Genomic DNA, 21,712 nt, shown 5'->3' with positions numbered 1-21,712 from the left:
CGGTCCCGCCTCAGGCCGCCCGCAGGGGCTTCTTCATCGGCTCGAACACCACGGCGTAGTGCTGCGCGCACCAGCGCTTGCCCGTGATGGCGCGGCAGCCGCAGACGCGCTTGCTCTCGATCGAGACCGGCTCATGGTCCGACCAGAGCGGAAAGACGCAGTCGAGCAGGCCCGCCTTCATGAACGGGATGCCCTCGCCGCCATCGGCCGCGACGAGGGGGCGCCGGGGAAGCGGCGTCGGCAGGACCGGGCCGGTCGGTGCCGCGGCAACCGGCAGCGCGGGCTGGTGGGGCGCGACGCTACGGGGCGGAGCCGGTGGGACGGGAGTCGGCGAGTGCACGCGCGGCTGCGTCACCGGTGCCAGCGCCGCGGGAGGCGGGGCGACGACCGCGGGCCTGGGTGCGCTGACCGCGGGCCTGGGTGCGCTGACCGCGGGCCTGGGTGCACTGACCGCGGGCTTGGGTGCGCTGGCCGCGGGCCTGGGTGCAACGACCGCGGGCTTGGCGACGGACCGAGGGTCCGCGCTCGGTTGCGGGCCGGCAGCACGCGGCGCGGCCGGCTCGGGCCTGACGGCCTGCGGCTCGGCTGCGCCGGATTTCGCGGCCTTCGGCGTGGCCAGGGCGGCCTGCGCCACGCGGCGGACCACGTCCTCGGGCGAGGTCCCGAGGGCGGCGGCGATCTCGGCGGGATCGCGGCCCGCGATCCACATCGCGACCGCCGTCTCGGTCGTCTTGTCCGTCCACAACGCGTCGGTCATCCTTCGGGGGCCTTGTGCCAGGGTGATTCGGGAGGCGCCGTATAAGCCCTCGGCACGGTCGCAGTCTCGCGCATTCCGGGCATGGGTCCGGCGCCTCGACCGAGATTGACCCGCCCTGCAAACGCCACGAATCGCGCGAGCCGCGGCGCCCGGCCTGCGGTCCAGGCGCCCGATTTTCGCCAAAGAACGCGCAGACACGGGCCGGCCATCGGGGACGGTCGACAGGGTTTCGTTCGGTGCCGCCAAACGGAACAGTTCATGAACTCCGTTCAGGCAATATCCAGCTTTTCCGATGACATTGGATGCATGATTCGCCCGCGACCGCCGCGGGCGAGCCGACCGGCCGGCACCACCCGCTGACCGCCCTCGGACTCCGGATCGAGCCCAGCCGACCTTGACGACGCGCATGCCGACGAGCTCCGAATCCCTGCCCCTGCGAGAGGGTGACCTCGGCGTCGCGGCGAGCGCCGCGCCGGGCCTGAAGCGACAGCTCAAGCGCGTCATCGCCCCGATGGCGGGGCTCTGCTGCACGCTCCTCGCCCTCGCGGTGATCCACCGTACCCTCGGCGGCGTGACCCTCGCGGCGGTCTCGGGGGCGCTGGAGCAGATTCCCGCCGGGGCGCTGGCGCTCGGTCTCCTGTTCACCGCCCTCAGCTTCGCGGCGATCGGCCTCTACGACCTCGTGGCGGTGGAGACGGTGGCGCCGGGGCGCCTGCCGCGCCCGCTCGCCGCCGCGACGGGCGCGGCGGGCTACGCGGTCTCGAACGCGCTGGGCTTTCCCCTGCTGACGCAGGCCGCCATCCGCTACCGGCTCTACGGCCGCCGGGGCGTGGCGATCGCGGATGTCGGGCGGGTGCTCGGCGCCTCCTGGTTCGCGCTCCTCGTCTCCCTCGTGACCATGACGGCGCTGGCGCTCCTCTTCGGGCCGCCGAACCTGCCCGGCCTGCCGGGCCTGCACGAGGCCCTTCACAGGGCGGCGGGGGCGACGATCCTCGGGCTGGTCGCGGGCCTCGTGGTCTGGCTCGGCGGCAGCGAGCGGCTGATCCGCCTCGGCAGCTTCACGGTGCGCCTGCCGACGCGGCGGGCGGCCCTGGTCCAGATCGGGGCCGGCATCGTCGACCTGACGGCGGCGGCCGCGACCCTCTACGTGCTCCTGCCCGCCGACGCGGTCGGCAGCTTCCCGGCCTTCGCGCTGATCTACGTGGCAGCGACCGTGGTGGGCATCGTCAGCCACGCCCCCGGCGGCCTCGGCGCCTTCGAGGCGACGCTGATCGCGAGCCTCGGCCTCGGCGGCCGGGCCGACGTGATGGGCGGCCTTCTCGCCTACCGGATCGTCTACACGCTCCTTCCCTTCGCGGGCGCGGTGCTGGGCATCGCCGCCGCCGAGATCCTGCGCCGGCGCCGGGCCATCGCGCGCCCCTTGCGCGCGGCGGGCCGCTTCCTCGAGCCCATGGTGCCGCGGGCGGCGGCCGGCATCGCGCTCTGCGGCGGGATGATGCTGCTCGCCTCCGGCGCCACCCGGGACCTCGCGAACCGCATCGAGATCCTGTCGCAGGTCGTGCCGCTGCCCTTCGTGGAGGCCTCGCATTTCTCCGCGAGCCTCGTCGGCCTCGCGCTGATCGTCCTGGCGCGGGGCCTCAACCGGCGCCTCGCCCGGGCTTGGCGCTACGCCCTGATGCTCCTGGTCCTGGGCGCCGCCTTCTCGCTCGGCAAGGGGCTCGACTGGGAGGAGGCGACGCTGCTCGGCGTCCTGGCGGCGCTGCTCGCGGCCTTCCGCGCCTCCTTCTACCGGTGCCCCCGCGACAATCCGTTCGCGATGAGCCGTCCCGGGCTCACGGACGCGCCGCTCGCCACCGCGCTCCTCGCCGGCGCGATCGGGCTCGGCTTCCTCGCCTGGCGCCACTGCGCGGACGCGGACGCGCTCTGGTGGCAATTCTCCTGGGACGGCGACGCCCCAAGGCTGCTGCGCGCCTCCTTCGCGCTGATGGCGGGCGTGGCGGCGATCGGCTTCGACCGGACCGTGAACCGGCGCGGCGCGGCCTCCGAGGAGGCCGCGATCCCGGCGGCCGTCGTCGAGGCCGTCGCGCGGGCGCCCGGCGCCGCCGCCGCGCTGGCGCTGCTCGGCGACAAGCAGTTCCTCGCCTCCGCCGACGGACGGGGCTTCGTGATGTATGCCCGCGCGGGCCGCAGCATCGTGGCGCTCGGCGAGCCGGTCGGCCCGGACGCGGCCAAGGCCGAGCTCGCCTGGGCCTTCCGGGAGCTGGCGGACCGCTCCGCCGCGCGGCCGGTCTTCTACGGGGTCGGGCCCGAGAACCTGCCGCTCTTCCTCGACATGGGGCTCGCCGCCCTCAAGCTCGGCGAGGTCGCCCGCGTGCCGCTCGCCGACTTCTCCCTCAAGGGCCCGGCCCGCCACGACCTGCGCTACGGCGCCCGCCGGGCCGAGAAGGAGGGCCTCGCCTTCGAGATCCTGCCCCGCGCCGAGGTGCCGGCCGCGATGGAGGAACTGCGCACCGTCTCGGATGCGTGGCTCGCGATGAAGTCCGGCGGCGAGAAGCGCTTCTCGCTCGGCTACTTCGACCCGGCCTACCTCGCCCGCTTCGACGTCGCGGTGATGCGCAAGGAGGGCCGCATCGTCGCCTTCGCCAATCTCTGGCGGGGCGCGGAGCGGCACGAGATGGCGATCGACCTGATCCGCTACACGCCCGACGCCTCGCGGGTCATCATGGACGCGCTGTTCGCCAACCTCCTGCTCGCCGCCAAGGCGGAGGGCTACCGCTGGTTCAACCTCGGCGCCGCCCCGCTGTCGGGCCTCGCCGACCGGCGCCTCGCCTCGCGCTGGAACCGCTTCGGCGCCTTCCTGTACCGGCGCGGGGCCGACCTCTACAGCTTCGACGGCCTCCGGGCCTTCAAGCAGAAGTTCGACCCGGTCTGGACCCCCTACTACCTGATCTGCCCGGGCGGCCTCGGCACGCCGAAGGCGCTGCTCGACGTGGCGACGCTCGTCAGCGGCTCGCCCCTCGGGCTGATCCGCCGATGAGCCCGAGGGGCTGGCGGGCGGTCCGGATCGCCGGCCTCGCGGGCCTGTCCCTCGCCGGCGCCCTCGCCGCCCTCCTGGCCGTCCGGCGCCCGCCCGCGCCGACGCTGATCGCCGCCGCGACGCCGGTCCGGATCTCCTCGGCGCACCTCAAGGACGTCGCCGTCGCGATGCCCCGGGGCGCGCCGGTCGGGCTCGCCATGCTGGTCTCCGGCCGGGACGGCCCGGGCGCGCGGCAGGAGGCGCTTGCCCGGGCGCTGCTCTCCCGCGGCCTGATGGTGCTGAGCCTCGACCTCGCCGAATGGCGGGCCGGGCTCGCCCGCGACGCCGGCCCCTGCATCCGGCCGATGTCGGACGTGGAGGATCTCTCGAAGGAGACGCAGCGCGCCCTCAAGTCCACCCGCTACTTCCGGCCCATCCTGATCGGCCTCGGGGAGGGCGGCACCCTCGTCCACGCGATCCTGGGCCAGGCCCTGTCGGCGACGGTCGCCGGCGGCGTCGCGCTCGATCCAGCAGACAGTCTGGACATGCCGCGCCCGACCTGCGACGGAGCCCCGGCCTCGCCCGCGCCCGGCGGCGGCTTCAGCTACGACCGCGGGGCGGGGCTGCAGGCCCCGATGGTCTTCGTGACGGAGCGCGCGCCCGCCGGGGCGCCCGTCCCGGGCAGCGGGCGCGGCCCCTTCGCGCCCGAGACGCGGCCGGCGGCGGATCCGGAGGCGCGCACGGCGCGCGCCGTCGACGCCGCCGCGGTGCTCGCCGCGCAGGATGCGGGCACGGGCGGCCTGCCCCTCGTCGACCATCCCGCCATCGGTCCGGCCCGGGCGCTGGCGGTGTTCTACTCCGGCGACGGCGGCTGGCGCGACATCGACAAGACCATCGGCGAGTGGCTGGCGCGCCAGGGCGTGCACGTGGTCGGCGTCGACGCGCTGCGCTATTTCTGGTCGGACAAGAGCCCGCAGACCATCGCGGCCGACACCGCCGCGATCGTGCGGGCGGCCGACCCGTCGGGGCGGCTCCCGGTCATGGTGCTCGGATACTCGTTCGGGGCCGACGTCTTCCCCTTCGCCTGGCCGCATCTCGGCGCCGACCTGCAGGACCGCATCACCCTGGTGGCGCTGCTCGGGCCCGGCCGCAGCACGGGCTTCAGCGTCTCGGTGAAGGGCTGGCTCGGCCTCGGCGGCGAGCACGCCGTGGTGCCCCAGATCGCCGCGATCCCCCCGGCCAAGGTCCTGTGCCTCTATGGCTCGGCCGAGAAAGATCCCGGATGCACCGACGCGCTGCTCTCGGGCGTGCCCAGGCTGCGGCTGGAGGGCGGGCACCATTTCGACGGCGACTACCCGGGCATCGCCCGCCGCATCCTCGACGCGGCGCGCCTGCCGGGGTGAGACTTTTCGGGGGGAGACTTGCCAGGACGCGACTTGCCGAGGCGGGACTTGCCGGGAAGGGACTTGCCGGGAAGGGCGACCGTCAGGCGTTCAGGATCGCCCGGATCGTGTTCGTGAGGGCCGTCAGGCTGCCGTAGCGGTCGGCGAAGTCCGGATCGAAATAGACGACCCGGGCCGCCAGGATGCCGACGACCAGCATCCAGAACAGGCCGATGCCGGAGCGCAGGAGCAGCACGGAGGCCGGATTCGCGCGCGGTGCCTCACCGCGCAGGCTCTGCGTGACGGGCTCGCCGAAGGGATCGAACTGCGTGTCGGACATGGTCTGGGACTGCATCGGATCTGTCCCAGTCATGTCGTGGAATCGGCCCGCAAAGCAATGGATGCGTTTTGCGTTTTTCCCCAGCAGCTTGGATGTTTCTTCCCTCCCGGAGCACGGGCGGAGAAGTTCCGTCTTCCCGTACCCGCGCGGCCGCCGGAGCGCGGGACGATGCCCCTCACGCGCGGTGAAGCGGCACCGTCTCGAGCGCGCCGGCCTGCGCGTAATGCGCCATCGCGTCGAGGCCCGCACCGGGATCGTGCGGGACGACGTGCGGATCGGGCGCGCCGTGGAACCCGGCCTCGGTCGCGGCCGAGGCCGCGAACGCCGCCAGGAAGGCCGCCCCGTCGAAGGGCGCGTGCGCCGGCGCGTCGGCGGGTTGCTGGGCCGGCGGCAGGAACACGAAGCTGTCGCCGCCGGACCCGGCCGCCTGGACCAGGATCGTCCCGGGCGCGCCGTAGAGCGCCTGGATGCCCGCGATGTCCGGCGCGGCCAGGCCGTGCAGACCGGCATCCAGGACCGTGTTCATCGCCGAGGGCGTCCCGTCCTGGTGGTCGAGGCCGAGCGCGTGGCCGATCTCGTGCAGGGCGACCGCGAACAGGTCGTGGCCCTGCTGGCTCACGATCCGCCCGCCGGCCTCGTGCCAGCCCTCGCCGGCATCGATCAGGATGGCGGCGGCCGTGAAGGCCGAGCCCACGGCGGCGTACTGCGCCGCCCCGAGGACGCCGCCGATCCCGTCGATCGCGCCCGTTCCGACGTGGATGTCGGCCGGCCCGTCCGCCGCGACCTGCTGGAAGGCGATGTTGGCCTGGGCGGCCCACTCGGCGAAGGCGGCCGTGATCACGGATGCGAAGGCCGCCGGCACGGAGGCTTCGAGGGCGAAGGTCACGAGCGTCGCGCCCGCCCCGGTGTGGCCCGTCTCCCAGTGTGGGCCTTCAAGGACGTAGGCCTCCGGATGGCCGTCGCCGGCATGGGGAGCGCCATCACCCGCCAGGAGGTCCTTCTTGGAGGAGTCGTGATTGCCCGGGCCACCGGGCCCGGCAGGATCGGGCTTGTCCTTGCCCGGACCGCCAGGGCCCGCAGGATCGGGCTTGTCCTTGTCCGGACCGCCGGGCCCGGCAGGATCGGGTTTGTCCTTGCCCGGGCCACCGGGCCCGGCAGGATCGGGCTTGTCCTTGTCCGGACCGCCGGGTCCGGCAGGATCGGGCTTGTCCTTGCCCGGGCCACCGGGCCCGGCAGGATCGGGCTTGTCCTTGCCCGGGCCACCGGGCCCGGCAGGATCGGGCTTGTCCTTGCCCGGGCCGCCAGGGCCCGCAGGATCGGGCTTGTCCTTGCCCGGCCCGCCAGGGCCCGCAGGATCGGGCTTGTCCTTGCCCGGACTGCCCTCGGATGCCGCAGAGTCAGCTTTGCTTTTGCCGGCTCCGTTCCCAGCAGCGGGTTGATCCGTGCCGGCGGCCCCCGCGTTGCTGCCGCCAGCCTTGATCCCGTCCGCGCTTCCCGGTGCCGTACCCGTGCTGCCGAGAGATGGACCGGGCTTGTTCTGTCCTGTCGCGGCAGATGCACCGCTTCCCGCATCCCGAGCGCCCAGGTGGCTCGACGATCCGGTGTCCCTGGCCAGCGTGGCTGCGCCGGCTGAGCCGCTGGTCGAGGGCGTGCTTCCCGGCACGTCCGAAGCGGTCTCACCCGGTGTGGTCTGGGCGGCATTGCCGGGACCATCCGCCTTCGCGGCTCGCCCGAGGACAGGCAGGGCCGTACCGCCCTGGCGGTCGAGGACAGGCTGGCCGCCCTGAACATCGGACGGGCGCGTGCTGCCGGGATCGACCGGGGCGGGGCTGGGCTGCAGGAGCGTCGGCGCGGTCGAGGATCCGGGCGCGGCCGGGCCCGCCTTCTGCTCCGGAGCAGGTTGCGGATTGGGGACCGTCTTCTGTTCGCTGGGCAGGGGCGCCTTCTCGATATTCGACTTCGCGTCAGGCGCCGATTTCTGCTCGGGCGGGGAGGGGGGCTGGATCACCAGCGGCTGCTTGGCGGCCGAGACCACGGTCTCGAACACGCCCTTCAGGAGGCCGGCCTCCCGCTGCACGTCGACGACCGTCTTCGCGGCGTTCTGGATCGAGAGCTGGCCCTGGCCCGTCGGCGTCACGGTGGTGACGACGTTCGGGTCCGAGACCGTGAAAAGCACCTTGCCCGGGTCGGCGTTGTCGTAGACGTCGAAGCGGCCGGTATGCCCGTCCGGCTCGGTCATCACCGAGAACGTCACCGCGCCCTTGTCGCTCGCGATCTCGACGTGCACCGCGGTGCCGCGGATGCCCATCGTGGCGGTCGGGGTCGCGACCTTCATGTCGCCGGTCTTGGCCGTCTGCCCGGCCACGAAGGTGATGACGCCCTGGACGAGGCTGAACAGGGAGGCGTTCTGGTTGCCTCCCTGCTGGTAGGTCATGGCGTCGAGCACCATGCGGGCGCCGCCGTCGAGGTTGAAGGCGGTGCCGTCGACGAAGGTCATCGCCAGGGTGGCGCCGGCCTCCGTCTGCACGACGTCGCCCTTGTAGACGGGGTCGCCCACGTTGAGCGCGACCTTGACGCCGTTGCGCACGACGCTGGCGCTGCCGGTCTCGGACTCGACGCGCCCGATCGCCCTGGCGGCCTCGGGCGCCCCCGCCTCCGCGACCCGCAGGGGCTCGCCGGCCCGGACGAGCGCGGCCACCATCGCGCCGGGGATCGCGGCGCCCTCGCGCGTCTGCAGGGTCGGGCGCGCGTCGAGCGTGAAGTAGTCGTGGACGACGAGGCGGTGGGCGGCGTCGCTGACGACGAGGTCGGCGCCCTCGCGGTGATACTGGCCCTCGAACAGGAGATGCGCGTCCGCGACCTCGATGCTGCCGCCCGCCGAGGCCTCCACCTCCCGCACCTCGATGCCGGGAGCGGATGCGCTCGGGCCGAGGCCCGCGGGATCCAGGGCGGCGATACTCAACACAGGCATCCTCCCGGCGGGCGACGGCCCGCTCGATGGCGAGAGGTCTCACCGCCGCGCGGGTCCGGATCCCGGCGATTCCGCCGGGCTCGGCTCTGCACCGCGAGCCACCCGCTCACTGAATGTCCCGAGCCTCGCCGGCCGTGCGTTAAGATTTTCGGATTCGACCTCGTGAAACGCCGAAGTATCCGCGAGAATCACAAGGGGCCGACAGGAAAATCACGACGAGATCGGCTGTCGACCGGCCCGGCAGGACGGGCACGGCCCCGGAGCGGCCGGCCGAAGACCGGGCCGGCGGCCCGCGAATACGCGCACCTGCCTCAGGCCGCCTCGGCCGCGATCGTGGCCCCGGCCTCGCCGCGGGCGATGCGGCGGGCGTGGAAGGCGAGCAGCGGATCGTCGGGATGGGCGGCCGCGAGCGCCAGCATCAGGGCCGGCCCCTCCGGCTCGCCGCGGGCGAGCGCCGCGAAGGCCTCGCCGTAGCGCGCGTGCCAGGCGGCCTCGGGCGCGGCCGCGGCCACGGGGGTGAACAGCTCGGTCGCCTGCGCCTTGCCCTTGAGCGTCACGGCGCCGATCGGCCGGAAGCGGCCCGCCCCGCCCGCGCCCTCGACGGTGGCGCGCGAGACGCAGATCGTGGTGCCGAAGCGCTTGTTGATCGCCTCGAGCCGGGCTGCCGTGTTGATGGCGTCGCCGTGGGCCGTGTAGTCGAAGCGCCGCTCGCCGCCGAAATTGCCGACCACGGCGCGGCCGGTGTTGACGCCGATCCGGGTCGTGCCGAAGGGCCGCCCGTCCGCCCGCGCGCGCGCGGTCGCGGCCGCGAAGTCGCGCGCGAAGGCGTCGATGGCGAGCGCGCAGGCCACCGCCCGGTCGGCGTGGTCGGGCTGGTCGAGCGGCGCGTTGAACATGACGTGGACCGCGTCGCCCACGATCTTGTCGATGGTGCCGCCATGCTCCATCGCGAGGCCGCAGACCCCGTCGAGGTAGCGGTTGAGCGTCGCGACGAGGTCGGAGGGCGCCACGGCCTCCGCGAAGCTCGTGAAGCCCTCGAGGTCGGTGAACAGGAAGCTCATCTCGCGCTCCTCGCCGCCGAGCTGCAGCCGCTCGGGCTCGCGCGCGAGCGATTCCACGAGGGGTGGCGAGAGGTATTGCTGGAAGGCGAGGCGCAGGCGCTGCGCGTCGCGCTCGGCGACGAGGTGGCGGGCGAGCACCGCCGCGAAGAAGGCGCTCCCCGGCACGAGGACGAGGGGCACCGGGTCGATCAGCAGCCCGGCCGCGTCCGCCCACACCGCCGCCCCCGCGGCGCCGGCCGCGCTCGCGGCCGCCACGAGCGCCGCGCCGCGCGGCCGCCCCCGGGTGACGAGCCCGGCGACGAGCAGGGCGAGGAGAGCCGCCAGCGCGCCCTCGCATTCCTGCAGCCCGGCCGGCCGGTCGAGGAAGAGGCCGGTGCGGATCTGCTCGATCGCGCCCGCGTGGATGTTGACGCCGGGCTCGTAGGGATTGAGCGGCGTCGGGCGCAGGTCCGACAGGCCGAGCGCGCTGGTGCCGACGAGCACGATGCGCCCCTCGACCGTCTCGCGGACGCGCCCGCTCTCGGCCGGGTCGAGCACGGTCGCGGCCGGCAGCGTCATCTCGGGCCGGCGCCGGCCGTGGCGCAGGCGCAGCGTCCCGTCGAGGGCGAGCGGCACCCGATGATCCCCGGCCCGCACCGTGTAGCCGATCGCCGGCCCGGCCGGGTCCGGGCGCTCGGCGCGCAGCATGACGGCGGTCTCGGCCCCGGCGGCGACCCGGAGAAGCTCGAGGCTCAGGGCGGGCAAGAGCCGGCCCTCGAGGGTCGTCAGCATCGGCACGCGCCGGATCAGGTCGTCGCGCTCGCCGGTCGCCACCATGAAGCTGCCCTGGCCGGCGGCCGCCGCGTCGAGGGCGGGCAGGTTCGTGACCGCCCCGGAAAAGCCCTGGAAGCCGGCCGGGACCTCGGTGCCGACGCGCACCACCGTGCTCGCCTGCACGGGCTTCTTCCCGTTCCCGGCCGGCACGAGGCCGAATCCCGTGACGACGCGCCCGCGCGCGATCGTCTCGGCGAGGGCCCGGTCGTAATCGGGCAGGGCGGCGCCGGCCGGGCCGCCCGTGACGCCGAGCCCGTGCTCGCGCCCCCACAGCTCGGCGAGGCGGGCGGGCGAGGTCCGGTCCGGCTCCGAGAACACGATGTCGAGGCCGATCGCGGCCGCGCCCGCATCCTGCAGCGTCCGCACCAGCTCGGCCACGCGGCTGCGCGGCCAGGGCCATTGCCCGTGGCGCGCGAGGCTCGCGTCGTCGATGTCGACGACCACGACGCCGGAGCCGGGCAGGATCGCATCCGCGTCGGGCCGGGGCGAGAGGCGCTGCAGCGTGTCGAAGGCGTAGGCCTGGAGCCGGTCGAGGGGATCGGGGGCGCCGGCCCGCAGGGCGGCGAAGCCGAGCACCACGGCGAGGCCCGCCGCGAAGGGCGACAGGCGCCGCGCCCGCGCGCGCAAGCGTCCGCGCCGGGCCATCATCCCGCTCTCCGCCCGTCCCGTCACTGGATTTCCCCGCCGCCATGCAGTCGACGGCGCGATCATGGGCCGCGAATTCGCACCGTTGCGTAAACGCGGCCGCTCTACAACCAGAACTATTCTCTTTGACCTTTGCTTAAGGGACGGAATGCTACCCAGGCGCGATGCCGGAGACGCGCGCCATGGGACATCCGGACGATCTGCTGCTGCTGCCGGCCGGCGCGCTCCTGTTCCGGGAGGGCGAGACGGGGGATGCCGCCTATCAGATCGTGCGCGGCACAATCGAGATCTTCCTGGAGCAGGACGGCGCCGAGGTGGTGCTGGCCCGCCGCGGGGCCGGCGAGATCATCGGCGAGATGGCGATCATCGACCGGCGGCCGCGCTCGGCCTCGGCCCGGGTCGCCGCCGATTGCGCCCTGACGCCGATCACCGCCGCGCAGATCGAGCGCCGCATCGCGGCGACCGACCCGATCCTGCGGATGTGCCTCGGCATCGTCATCGACCATTGCCGCGAGACCCTGGCCCTGGTGCGGGGCGAGGGCGGGCAGGCGCACCCATCGGCGCCCGCCTCGGCGCCCGGTCCCGCCTTCCAGGCGGCTGTCGACGTGCTGCGGCTGGAGCGCGAGCTGACGCGGGCGCTGCAGCAGGGGCAGCTCGCGGTCTTCCTGCAGCCGCTCGTCAGCCTCGCCAGCGGGCGCCTCACCGGGTTCGAGGCCCTGATGCGCTGGCACCATCCGGAGCACGGGCTGATCCTGCCGGGCCGCTTCATCGGGGTGGCGGAAGCGAGCGGCCTCATCACCCGGATGACCGAGTGGTGCCTCGGCGAGGTCGCCCGCGCCTACGCGGCCCTCGACACGGCCGCGCGGCTCGGCGGAGGCGCCGAGGGCCCGCTCGTCGTCAGCGTCAACGTCTCGGGCCACGACCTGTCGCAGCCCGCCTTCGCGGCGCGCGTGGAGGGCATCCTCGCGGAGGCCGGCATGCCGCCCGAGGGCCTCAGCCTGGAGATCACCGAGAGCATCCTGATGCGCGACCCGGCCGGCGCCGGCGCGGTGCTGGACGCCTGCCGCCGCCGGGGCATCGGCATCGCCATCGACGATTTCGGCACCGGCTACTCGTCGCTGAGCCATCTCAGCACCCTGCCGATCTCGACCCTCAAGATCGACCGCGCCTTCGTGCAGGCGCTGGGCAGCGACGCCAAGAGCACCCGGATCGTCGGCACGATCCTCCGCCTCGCCCGCGATCTCGGGATCCCGGCGGTGGCCGAGGGGATCGAGACGGCGCCCCAGGCCACGCAGCTCGCCGCGCTCGGCTGCGCCTGCGGCCAGGGCTTCCTATTCGGCCGCCCGGCGCCGCTCCTGACGGCCCTGCAGGTCGCCCGCGACTGGCGGCCCGCCGATGCCGGGCCCGGAGCGCGGCGCGCCGCGGCCGGGTGAGCCCGGCCCCGCGCGGGGCCCCTCCAGGGTGGCCGCCGCCCGGAGCCCGCCCGGGAGGCACGGCCTGTCCGGGCCGGACGCGCGTCGCCCGAGCGTCGCCCGAACGTCGCGACGAGCACCGGGAACGTTCTCACGCGCCCCCGGCTCCCCTCGCGGTCACGGCGCCCCGGATCCGGCTCGCGCGCGCTCTTCCGCCACGAGGGCGCTGGCGAGGAGCTTGCCGGCCGGGCTGCGGGGCAGGCTGTCGCGGAACTCGAGCGCGCGCGGCACCTCGTGGCGGCCCACCCGCTCGGCCAGGAAGGCCTGCAGCGCCTCGAGGCCGAAGGGCTCGGCGCCGGGCTTCAGGGTCACGAAAGCCTTCGGCACCTCGCCCCGGTAGGCATCCGCGATGCCGATGACGATGACCTCGGCGACGTCCGGGTGCTCGTAGATCGCCCCCTCGATCACCACCGGGTAGACGTTGAAGCCGCCGGAGATGATCATGTTCTTGCGCCGGTCGACGAGGTCGAACAGGCCGTGCTCGTCCATCCGGCCGATGTCGCCGGTGAGGAACCAGCCGTCCCGGAAGGCCGCGGCGGTCGCCTCGGGCTGGCCGTGATAGCCCGCGAAGACGTTGGGGCCGCGGATCGCGATCTCGCCGGTCTCGCCCGGGGGCAGGGGGCGCCCGGGATCGTCGAGGGACACGATCCGCATGGCGAGGCCTGGCAGCGGCACGCCGATGATGCCGGGGCGCCGCGGCGCGGCGCGGGGCAGGCGCGTGCCGGCCGGAGCCGTCTCGGTCATGCCCCAGCCGATCGAGAGATCGCGGCCGAGGAGCCGGCACAGCCGCTCGCGCAGCTCGGCGGGCAGGGGCGCGCCTCCGCTCATGCAGCTCCGCAGGGAGGAGAAGTCGGCCGCCTCGACGCCCGGCCGGTTCAGGAGCGCGATCCACATGGTCGGCACCGCCGGCACGGTGGTGGCGCGCCCGACGGCGATGTCGGCGACGAACTCCTCCACGTCGAAGCGCTGGCGCAGGAGGATCAGGCTGCCGCCGCGCACCGCGCGCAGCAGCACCGTGGTGAGGGCGTAGATGTGGAACAGCGGCAGCACGCCGAGGATGCGGGCGGCGGCGTCGGCCGCGTCCGGGTCCTCGCCGGGCGCGAGGTCGCCGTGCCAGAGGCGGTACATCGAGACCGCGGCGGTCAGGTTGGCGTGGGTCAGCATCGCGGCCTTGGGCAGGCCGGTGGTGCCGCCGGTGAACTGCAGGAGCATCACGTCGTCGGGCCGGCTCTCGGGCCAGGCCGCGGGGGCGGGGGCCGCGAGGAGGCGCGCCAGCGGGACCAGCCCCGCGCGCTCCGGGACGGGGAGGGGCTCGGCGACCGCCGAGGGCCCCCATTCCGCGTCGTCGCCGATGAGGACCGTGTCGACCGCGCCCGCGTCGAGGAGCCGCGTCGCCGCGGGCAGGAAGCCCGGCAGGTTCGTGGTGACGAGGATGCGGGCGCCGCTCGCCCTCAGCTTGTGGTCGAGCTCGCGCGGCGCGTCGAGGCCCGACAGGTGCATCACCGTGAGCCCGGCCCGCGCGGCGGCGAAGAAGGCGAGGGGGTGCAAGGGCGTGTTCGGCAGGTGAAGGCCGAGCACGGTCCCCGGGGTCAGTCCGAGGGCGATCAGTCCGGCGGCGAGCCGCTCGACGCGGGCCGCGAAGTCCGGAAAGGCGATCGCGCGGTCCCGGAAGGCGATGAGCGGCCGGTCGCCCGCACGCGCGAGGCCCGCCGCCAGCAGGCCGGGGATCGTCGCGATCTCGATCGGGCCGTCCCAGGCCGCCACGTCGGGAAAATGCCGCCGCCAGGGCGCCGCGGCGTCCGGCTCCGGTCCGCGGCCCGCGCTCCTCGCCACGCGAAACCTCCCTCGCGCCCGGTCGAAGCACCGTTCCGGTTCTCGACGATCTGATAAGGCAGCCGCGCGAGCGACTGTCAATCGAGGCCCCTTGCCGTCGAAAGACTGGTATAAGGCGCCCGCGACATCTGCGCGGCGCGCGGGCCCCGGGGGCCTGGGAGCCCTGGGGAATTGGGGGGCTTGGGCGAGGCCGACATCCGCGACCGCCCGGACGTCGCGGGAGGCCGCCCCGGGCACTGCCGGACGGGTTCGGGCGTTTCCGTTCCTGACCCGACGCCCGCATCGCCCGAGGAGGCCGCCATGACCGGATTTCGCTGGATCGCGCTCCTGGCGGTCGTCCTCCTGGCGGGCGTGATCGTCGCGGCGGTGACGCTGCGCTCCGCCGGCACCCTGCGCAGCGCCTCCGAGGACGCCGCCGGCAAGCCGGCCATCGCCCCCTGCGACCCGCCGGGCCAGATCAAGGGCGAGCGCTCCCCCGAATGCCCGCAGGCCGCGCCGCCGACCGCGCGCACGCCCTGACCGGTCCGATCCCGATCAGATCCCGAGGGGCGCACGGCCAGCCCCGAATGCCTGCACGAATGCCCGCAGGCCGCGCGCACGCCCTGACCGCTCAGATCCCGATCAGATCCCGAGGAGGCGCACGGCCAGCGCGGCCGCCACGGCGCCGACCGCCGGGCCCGCGACCGGGATCAGGGCATAGCCCCAGTCCGAATGGCCCTTGCCGGCGATCGGCAGGACCGCGTGGGCGAGCCGCGGCCCGAGATCGCGGGCGGGGTTGATGGCGTAGCCGGTGGTGCCGCCGAGCGAGAGGCCGATGCCCCAGACGACCATGCCGACGAGGTAGGGGGCGAGGCCCGTGGGGATGCTGCCCGCCGCCCCGACCGCCCGCGACAGCAGGGCGCTGATGATCAGGATCAGCACGAAGGTTCCGATGATCTCAGAGAGCCAGTTCGCCGGCGCCCGCCGGATCGCCGGGTCGGTGCAGAAGCAGGCGCGCTTGAGGCCCTGGTCCTCGGTGGCGTCCCAGTGCGGCAGGTAGTGCAGCCAGACCACCGTGGCGCCCAGGAACGCGCCGATCATCTGGGCCGGCACGTAGACCGGCAGCTTGCCCCAGTCGCCCGAGGTGATGGCGGCGGCGAGCGTCACGGCCGGGTTGATGTGGGCGTCCGCGCTGCCCGTCGCGGTCGCCACGAAGATGCCGGCGAGCACCGCGAAGGCCCAGCCCGCCGTGATCGCGATCCAGCCCGCCCCCTCGGCTTTCGAGCCGCGCAGGAGCGCGCCCGCCACCACCCCGTTGCCCAGGATGATCAGCACCATCGTACCGAGAAGCTCGCCCAGGAACGGCGACGTCATGGCCTGTCCTTCCGCTGTCCGTGTGGTTCGTCGTTGCTCGCGCGGGGCCGGCCGGCGCCGTATCGATGCCGGCTCGGGCGCCCCCTTCGCGCCTGCGGGCGAGGGGGCCGGCCGCGGATCCCGCCCCGGGGCGCCCTCAATCCTCGGGCCGGGCCCAGTCGAGCGAGCGCTTCACCGCCCGGCCCCAGGCGGCCGTGATGCGGCCGCGCTGCGCGGAATCCATCGCGGGCTCCCAGCGGCGGTCGACGCCCCAGTTGCCGACGAGGTCGTCGAGGCTGTTCCAGTAGCCGGTGGCGAGGCCGGCCGCGTAGGCCGCGCCGAGCGCCGTCGTCTCGGTGACCTGCGGGCGCACGACGGCGACGTCGAGGATGTCGGCCTGGAACTGCATCAGGGTGGTGTTGGCGACCATGCCGCCGTCCGAGCGCAGCTCGCGCACGGGGATGCCGGAATCCTTCTCCATCGCCTCCAGCACCTCGCGGGTCTGGAAGGCGGTGGCCTCCAGGCAGGCGCGGGCGATGTGGCCCCTGTTGGCGTAGCGGGTCAGCCCGATGATCAGGCCGCGGGCGCCCTCGTTCCAGTGCGGCGCGTAGAGCCCCGAGAAGGCCGGCACGAAGTAGACGTCGCCGTTATCCTCGACAGTGGCGGCGAGCGACTCGACCTCGGCGCTCTCGCGGATCATCCCGAGATTGTCGCGCAGCCACTGCACCAGGGCGCCCGTGATGGCGATCGAGCCCTCGAGCGCGTAGACCGCGGGCTTGCCGTCGAGCTTGTAGCCGACCGTGGTGACGAGCCCGCAGGTCGAGGGCACGGGCGCCTCGCCGGTGTTCATCAGCGCGAAGCAGCCGGTGCCGTAGGTGTTCTTGGCTTCGCCCGGCCGGAAACAGGTCTGGCCGAACAGGGCCGCCTGCTGGTCGCCGAGGATCCCGGCGATCGGCACGCCCGCGAAGGGCGCCCTGGTCTCGCCGTAGACCTGCGCGGAGGAGACGATCTCGGGCAGCATCGCGCGCGGGATGCCGAAGGCCGAGAGCATACCCTCGTCCCAGGCGAGGCTCTCGAGCGACATGAGCTGCGTGCGGCTCGCATTCGTCACGTCGGTGAGGTGGAGCCCGCCCTCGGGCCCGCCCGTGAGGTTCCAGACGAGCCAGGTGTCGATGTTGCCGAACAGGACGTCGCCGGCCTGCGCCTTCTCGCGGGCGCCCTCGACGTGGTCGAGGAGCCAGCGCAGCTTCAGCCCCGAGAAGTAGCTCGCCAGCGGCAGGCCGGTGAGAGCCCGGAAGCGGTCGCGTCCCCCGTCCCGGGCGAACTCGGCCACCAGCCGGTCGTTGCGGGTGTCCTGCCAGACGAGGGCGTTGTGGAGCGGCCGGCCGGTGCGCCGGTCCCAGATCAGCGTCGTCTCGCGCTGGTTGGTGATGCCGATCGACAGGAGGCTCTGCGGGCTCAGCCCCGCCGCGTCGAGGGCCTCGCGCATCACCCCTTGCGTGTTCTCCCAGATCTCCAGCGGGTCGTGCTCGACATGGCCGGGGCGGGGATAGATCTGGGCGTGCTCGCGCTGCCGGCAGGCGATGATGCGCCCGGCGCGGTCGAACACGATGAAGCGGCTGCTGGTCGTGCCCTGGTCGATGGCGCCGACATACTGGCTCATGGGTCACCCTCCCTTCGAAGGCTCGTCGTGTGGGTCGAGGGGCCGGTCTTGGCGCCGGCTCCCGGTCGCGGGGTCAGGCGGCCTGCGCCCTGCGGGTCAGGTAGGCCGCGAGCCGGGCCACGCTCTCGGGCGACGTGCGCAGCCCGAGCTTCGAGCGGCGCCACAGGATGTCGTCGATGGTGCGGGCCCATTCGCGCTGCACGAGGTAGTCGACCTCCGCCGCGGTCAGGCCGCCGTCGAAGGCCTCGCCGAGGTCGGCGAGGCTGCGCGCGCCCCTCACGATCGTGCGGGCCTCGGTGCCGTAGGCGCGCGCGAGCCGCCGCGCGGTCTCGGCCGGGAGGTAGGGCGCCTCGCGGGACAGCTCCGCCAGGAAGGCCTCGGGATCGGCCCCCGGCATCGCGCCGCCGGGCAGCGGCGCCGCGCCGGTCCAGGCGGGCCCGAGGCCGGGGAAATAGGGCCGCAGCTTCTCGATCGCGTGCTCGGCGAGGCGCCGGTAGGTGGTGATCTTGCCGCCGAAGACCGAGAGCGCGGGCAGCCGGCCGGCGGCGTCATCGAGGTCGAGCACGTAGTCGCGGGTGACCGCCGAGGCGTCCGCGGCCGCGTCGTCGTAGAGCGGGCGCACGCCCGAGTAGCTCCAGACCACGTCGGCCGGGCCGATGCGCCGCGCGAAGGAGCGGTTGATGCAGTCGCAGAGATACTGCGTCTCCTCCGCCGAGATCCGGACGGGACCGGGCTCGTCCCCGTAGGGCACGTCGGTGGTGCCGATCAGCGTGAAGTCGCGCTCGTAGGGGATCGCGAAGACGATGCGCGAATCGGGCTGCTGCAGGATGTAGGCCTGCTCGCCCTCGTAGAGCCGGCGCACCACGATGTGGCTGCCCTTGATGAGCCGCACCGCCGCCCGGCTGCCGAGCCCGAGCGTGCCGCCGAGCGTCGCGCCGACCCAGGGGCCGGCGGCGTTGACGACCGCCTTCGCCCGCACCGTCCCGGACTGCCCCGTCGCCGCGTCGCGGATCACGGCGGTCCAGCCGCCCTCTTCGCGGCGGGCGGATTCGACGCCCGTGCGCGTGCGGATCTCGGCGCCGCGGGCCCGCGCATCCATGGCGTTCAGCACCACGAGGCGGCTGTCCTCCACCCAGCAATCCGAGTAGACGAAGCCCCGGGTCAGGCGCTCCTGCAGGGGCGCGCCCTCGGGCGAGGTTCGCAAGCGAACCATCTTGGAGCCGGGCAGGGTTCGCAGCCGCGCCAAGTGGTCGTACAGGAACAGGCCGAGCCGCAGCATCCAGGCCGGGCGCAGGCCGCGGTCGTGCGGCAGCACGAAGCGCAGCGGCCAGATGATGTGGGGGGCGAGCCGGAGCAGGCGCTCGCGCTCGGCGAGCGCCTCGCGCACCAGGCGGAACTCGTAATATTCGAGATAGCGCAACCCGCCGTGAATCAGCTTCGTGCTCGACGACGAGGTGAATTCCGCGAGGTCCCCGCGCTCGCAGAGCAGGACCTTGAGGCCGCGCCCGGCCGCGTCCCGGGCGATGCCGGTGCCGTTGATGCCGCCGCCGATGACGAGCAGGTCGAGCAGGTCGGACGGACCGCGCGCGTGCGAAGCTGCCGCCAAGGTTCACCTCCCGTCCCGATCGATTCGCCGAGCGGAAGGATATTGCGCCCCGCAAGATTTTCGCAAGCGAAAATCTCAATTTTCTGTATCGATCATTCGTCGGCGATGGCCAGCGCGACCCCCTGCCGCTCCAGCAGGGCGGCGATCCCGGGGGGAGGCGGCCGGTCGGTGAAGAAGGTGTCGATCTGCGAGAGGCGCCCCACCTGCACCATCGGGCGGCGGCTGAACTTGCTGTGGTCGGCCACCAGGAAGGTCCTGCGGGCCTGGGCCAGGATGGCCTGGGTCGCCCGCACCTCCTCGTAATCGTAGTCGAGCAGGGCCCCGTCGGCGTCGATGCCGCTCGTGCCGATCACCGCGACGTCGACCCGGAACTGGCTGAGCGTGTCGCAGGTGAGCTGGCCCAGTACCGCGCCGTCGCGGTTGCGCACGGTGCCGCCCGCCACGACGATGCGGAAATCCGTGGCCTCGGCCAGCGAGATCGCCACGTTGAGGTTGTTGGTGATGACGCTCAGATCGTCGTGCCGCATCAGCTCGCGCGCCACCGCCTCGGGCGTGGTGCCGATATTGATGAAGACCGAGCAGTGCGACGGGATCCGGCTCGCCGCGAGCCGCCCGATCCGCGTCTTCTCGGCCGAGAGGGTGACTTGCCGGTCGGCGTAGTCGATGTTCTCGACGCTGGAGGGCAGGCCGCCCCCGCCCCGGTAGCGCTCGAGGCGCCCGCCCGCGCTCAGCGCGTTGAGGTCGCGCCGGATCGTCTGCACGGTGACGCCGAACTGGCCGGCCAGAGCCTCGATGGTGACGAAGCCGCGCTGGCGCACGGCGGCCACGATGGCGCCGCGGCGGGCCTCGACCCCCGTCGCCTCGGCGCGGTCGGCGGGTTTGCGGTCGGGCAAGCTCTTGTCGGATGCGCGTGTCACGGCGGGCGGCCTCGTGGCGGGACAACCGCAGGATAGTGCCGACGGCGCCCGGTGGGCAGCGCCTTCTTTCGTTTCCGAACCTTTCTCCCCGGCGATCGCGCGTCGCGAACTCAGGACCGCGAGGGCGGGGGCGCCCCGCCCCGGCTCCCCTCCGGCCCGGCCGGCGGGGACGGAGTGACGGCTCGCGCGCTTCGTGAACGCGGATCGGCGAATGACGGTTGGATCCGGTCCCCCGTTCTCGGGTATCGAGGACCAGCGACACACAGGAGGATGCCCATGAGCGGCCCGCTCGCCGGAATCCGCGTTCTCGAACTCGGCCAGCTGATCGCCGCGCCCTTCGCGGCGAGGTTGATGGCGGAGTTCGGCGCCGAGGTCATCAAGGTGGAATCGCCCGAGGGCGGCGATCCTTTGCGCAAGTGGCGCAAGCTCCACGAGGGCACCTCGCTCTGGTGGTACCTGCAATCGCGCAACAAGAAGTCGATCGCCGTCGACCTGAAGGCGCCCGACGGCGCCGCGATCGTGAAGGCGCTGGCGGCGAGCGCCGACGTCGTGATCGAGAACTTCCGTCCCGGCGGCCTGGAGAAGCTCGGCCTCGGCTGGGCCGACCTCTCGGCCCTCAACCCCAACCTCGTGATGGTGCGGATCTCAGGATACGGCCAGACCGGGCCCTACCGCGACCGGCCGGGCTTCGGCGCCATCGGCGAGGCGATGGGCGGCATCCGCTACACCACCGGCGAGCCGGACGGGGCGCCCGCCCGCGTCGGGGTCAGCATCGGCGACACGCTCGCCTCGCTGCACGGGGTGATCGGGGCCCTGATGGCGCTCCTGCGGGTCAAGATGGGGCAGGGGACGGGACAGGTCATCGACGTGTCGCTCGTCGAGAGCGTGTTCAACGTGATGGAGAGCCTCGTTCCCGAATACGACCTGCTCGGCCATGTCCGCACCCGCTCGGGCGGCGCGCTGCCGGGCATCACGCCCTCGAACACCTACCCGACGCGGGACGGCGGCTACGTCGTCATCGCGGGCAACAGCGACCCGATCTTCCGCCGCCTGATGGGCGCGATCGGGCGCCCGGACCTCGCCGAGGACCCGCGCTTCCGCAGCAACGACGGCCGCTCGGCGGAGGCGGCGCTCCTCGACGGGGCGATCAGCGACTGGTCGCGGGGGCGCACGATCGAGGAGGCGCTCGCCACCCTCGACGCCGCGGACGTGCCCGCCGGCCGCATCTACTCGGTGGCCGACATCGTGGACGACCCGCACTACGCCGCCCGCGACATGATCCTCGACACCGAGCTTCCGGGCGGCACGCATGTGCGGATGCCCGGCATCGTGCCGAAGCTGTCCGAGACCCCCGGCGCGGTGCGCTGGCCGGGCCCGGCGCTCGGCGCCCACACGGACGCGGTGCTGGCCGATCTCGGCTACGATCCGGCCGCGATTCGGCGCCTTCGCGACGCGGGAGCGGTGCGATGACGCCCGATACCGACAGCCTGATCGTCCAGGAGGTCGCGCCCCGCGACGGCTTCCAGATCGAGCCCGCCTACGTGGAGACGGCCGACAAGATCGCCTTCATCGACGCGCTCTCGGCCGCGGGCTTCAGCCGCATCGAGGTCTCCTCCTTCGTCTCGCCGAAGGCCGTGCCGGCCCTGCGCGACGCGGCGGAGGTCTTCGCCGGCATCGGGCGCCGCCCCGGCACCGTCTACGTGGCGCTCGTGCCGAACCCGAAGGGCGCCGAGCGGGCGCTGGCGGCCAAGGTCGACGAGATCAACCTCGTCGCCTCGGTGAGCGAGACCCACAACCGCGCCAATATGGGCATGAGCCCGGCCGCCTCGATCGAGGGCTTCGCCCGGATCATGGAGACGGTGCGGGGCGCGCCGGTCTCCACCAACGCCACGGTCGCCACCGCC

General features: G+C 73.9%; 15 protein-coding genes. 6 read left to right on the top strand and 9 right to left on the bottom strand.

What is annotated here, in order from left to right:
• Positions 1 to 10: 10 nt before the first annotated feature.
• The gene (locus WDW90_RS11565; RefSeq protein ID WP_336487530.1) at positions 11 to 757 is read right to left on the bottom strand and encodes a hypothetical protein; all 747 of its coding nucleotides are present in this window, start codon (positions 755 to 757) and stop codon (positions 11 to 13) included.
• 406 nt (positions 758 to 1,163) lie between these two features.
• Between WDW90_RS11565 and mprF the strand changes: the two genes are divergently transcribed.
• Together mprF and WDW90_RS11555 are read left to right on the top strand one after the other, a co-directional pair.
• Positions 1,164 to 3,794 (top strand): bifunctional lysylphosphatidylglycerol flippase/synthetase MprF, encoded by a 2,631-nt coding sequence (mprF, locus tag WDW90_RS11560; protein WP_336487529.1) that lies wholly within the window; start codon positions 1,164 to 1,166, stop codon positions 3,792 to 3,794.
• Positions 3,791 to 5,176: an AcvB/VirJ family lysyl-phosphatidylglycerol hydrolase gene (locus tag WDW90_RS11555; protein ID WP_336487528.1), complete on the top strand. Its 1,386-nt coding sequence runs from the start codon at positions 3,791 to 3,793 to the stop codon at positions 5,174 to 5,176. The genes mprF and WDW90_RS11555 overlap by 4 nt, the downstream gene beginning before the upstream one ends.
• Before the next feature lie 82 nt (positions 5,177 to 5,258).
• On the opposite strand, the gene WDW90_RS11550 is transcribed toward WDW90_RS11555, so the two are convergent.
• From WDW90_RS11550 to WDW90_RS11540, 3 genes are all read right to left on the bottom strand, one after another.
• Positions 5,259 to 5,510, bottom strand: a complete 252-nt coding sequence (locus tag WDW90_RS11550) for a hypothetical protein (RefSeq protein WP_336487527.1) — start codon at positions 5,508 to 5,510, stop codon at positions 5,259 to 5,261.
• A gap of 160 nt (positions 5,511 to 5,670) precedes the next feature.
• Positions 5,671 to 8,457, bottom strand: coding sequence for a matrixin family metalloprotease (locus tag WDW90_RS11545; RefSeq protein ID WP_336487526.1), 2,787 nt, complete (start codon positions 8,455 to 8,457; stop codon positions 5,671 to 5,673).
• A 320-nt stretch (positions 8,458 to 8,777) separates the two neighbouring features.
• Positions 8,778 to 10,988, bottom strand: coding sequence for a CHASE2 domain-containing protein (locus WDW90_RS11540; protein ID WP_336487525.1), 2,211 nt, complete (start codon positions 10,986 to 10,988; stop codon positions 8,778 to 8,780).
• Between the two features lie 179 nt (positions 10,989 to 11,167).
• Here WDW90_RS11540 and WDW90_RS11535 point away from each other — a divergent pair, with 179 nt between their 5' ends.
• The gene (locus WDW90_RS11535) at positions 11,168 to 12,418 is read left to right on the top strand and encodes an EAL domain-containing protein (protein ID WP_336487524.1); all 1,251 of its coding nucleotides are present in this window, start codon (positions 11,168 to 11,170) and stop codon (positions 12,416 to 12,418) included.
• Positions 12,419 to 12,574: 156 nt separating this feature from the next.
• Here the strand turns inward: WDW90_RS11535 and WDW90_RS11530 are convergent, their stop codons facing one another.
• Complete coding sequence (locus tag WDW90_RS11530; RefSeq protein WP_336487523.1) at positions 12,575 to 14,290, bottom strand: AMP-binding protein; 1,716 nt, start codon at positions 14,288 to 14,290, stop codon at positions 12,575 to 12,577.
• Positions 14,291 to 14,590: 300 nt separating this feature from the next.
• Between WDW90_RS11530 and WDW90_RS11525 the strand changes: the two genes are divergently transcribed.
• Positions 14,591 to 14,809: a molecular chaperone-like protein gene (locus tag WDW90_RS11525; RefSeq protein ID WP_336487522.1), complete on the top strand. Its 219-nt coding sequence runs from the start codon at positions 14,591 to 14,593 to the stop codon at positions 14,807 to 14,809.
• 102 nt (positions 14,810 to 14,911) lie between these two features.
• On the opposite strand, the gene WDW90_RS11520 is transcribed toward WDW90_RS11525, so the two are convergent.
• The 4 genes from WDW90_RS11520 to WDW90_RS11505 form a co-directional block, all read right to left on the bottom strand.
• Entirely contained in the window at positions 14,912 to 15,643 is a 732-nt protein-coding gene (locus WDW90_RS11520; protein ID WP_336487521.1) for an MIP/aquaporin family protein, read from the bottom strand.
• A gap of 136 nt (positions 15,644 to 15,779) precedes the next feature.
• Positions 15,780 to 17,285, bottom strand: coding sequence for a glycerol kinase GlpK (glpK, locus tag WDW90_RS11515; protein ID WP_336487520.1), 1,506 nt, complete (start codon positions 17,283 to 17,285; stop codon positions 15,780 to 15,782).
• Positions 17,286 to 17,358: 73 nt separating this feature from the next.
• Positions 17,359 to 18,891, bottom strand: a complete 1,533-nt coding sequence (gene glpD, locus WDW90_RS11510) for a glycerol-3-phosphate dehydrogenase (protein WP_336487519.1) — start codon at positions 18,889 to 18,891, stop codon at positions 17,359 to 17,361.
• A gap of 92 nt (positions 18,892 to 18,983) precedes the next feature.
• On the bottom strand, positions 18,984 to 19,808 hold the full coding sequence (locus WDW90_RS11505; protein WP_336487518.1) for a DeoR/GlpR family DNA-binding transcription regulator: 825 nt from the start codon (positions 19,806 to 19,808) through the stop codon (positions 18,984 to 18,986).
• Positions 19,809 to 20,084: 276 nt separating this feature from the next.
• Between WDW90_RS11505 and WDW90_RS11500 the strand changes: the two genes are divergently transcribed.
• Positions 20,085 to 21,278: a CaiB/BaiF CoA transferase family protein gene (locus tag WDW90_RS11500; RefSeq protein ID WP_336487517.1), complete on the top strand. Its 1,194-nt coding sequence runs from the start codon at positions 20,085 to 20,087 to the stop codon at positions 21,276 to 21,278.
• The coding region (locus WDW90_RS11495) for a beta/alpha barrel domain-containing protein (protein WP_488803307.1) at positions 21,275 to 21,712 on the top strand (438 nt) is incomplete at its 3' end. The genes WDW90_RS11500 and WDW90_RS11495, both read left to right, overlap by 4 nt.

Source organism: Methylobacterium nigriterrae, assembly GCF_037106235.1.
GTDB classification, from domain to species: Bacteria; Pseudomonadota; Alphaproteobacteria; order Rhizobiales; family Beijerinckiaceae; genus Methylobacterium; species Methylobacterium nigriterrae.
The sequence above is the reverse complement of the archived record's forward strand: the minus strand, read 5'-3'. Positions and strand labels throughout refer to the sequence as shown.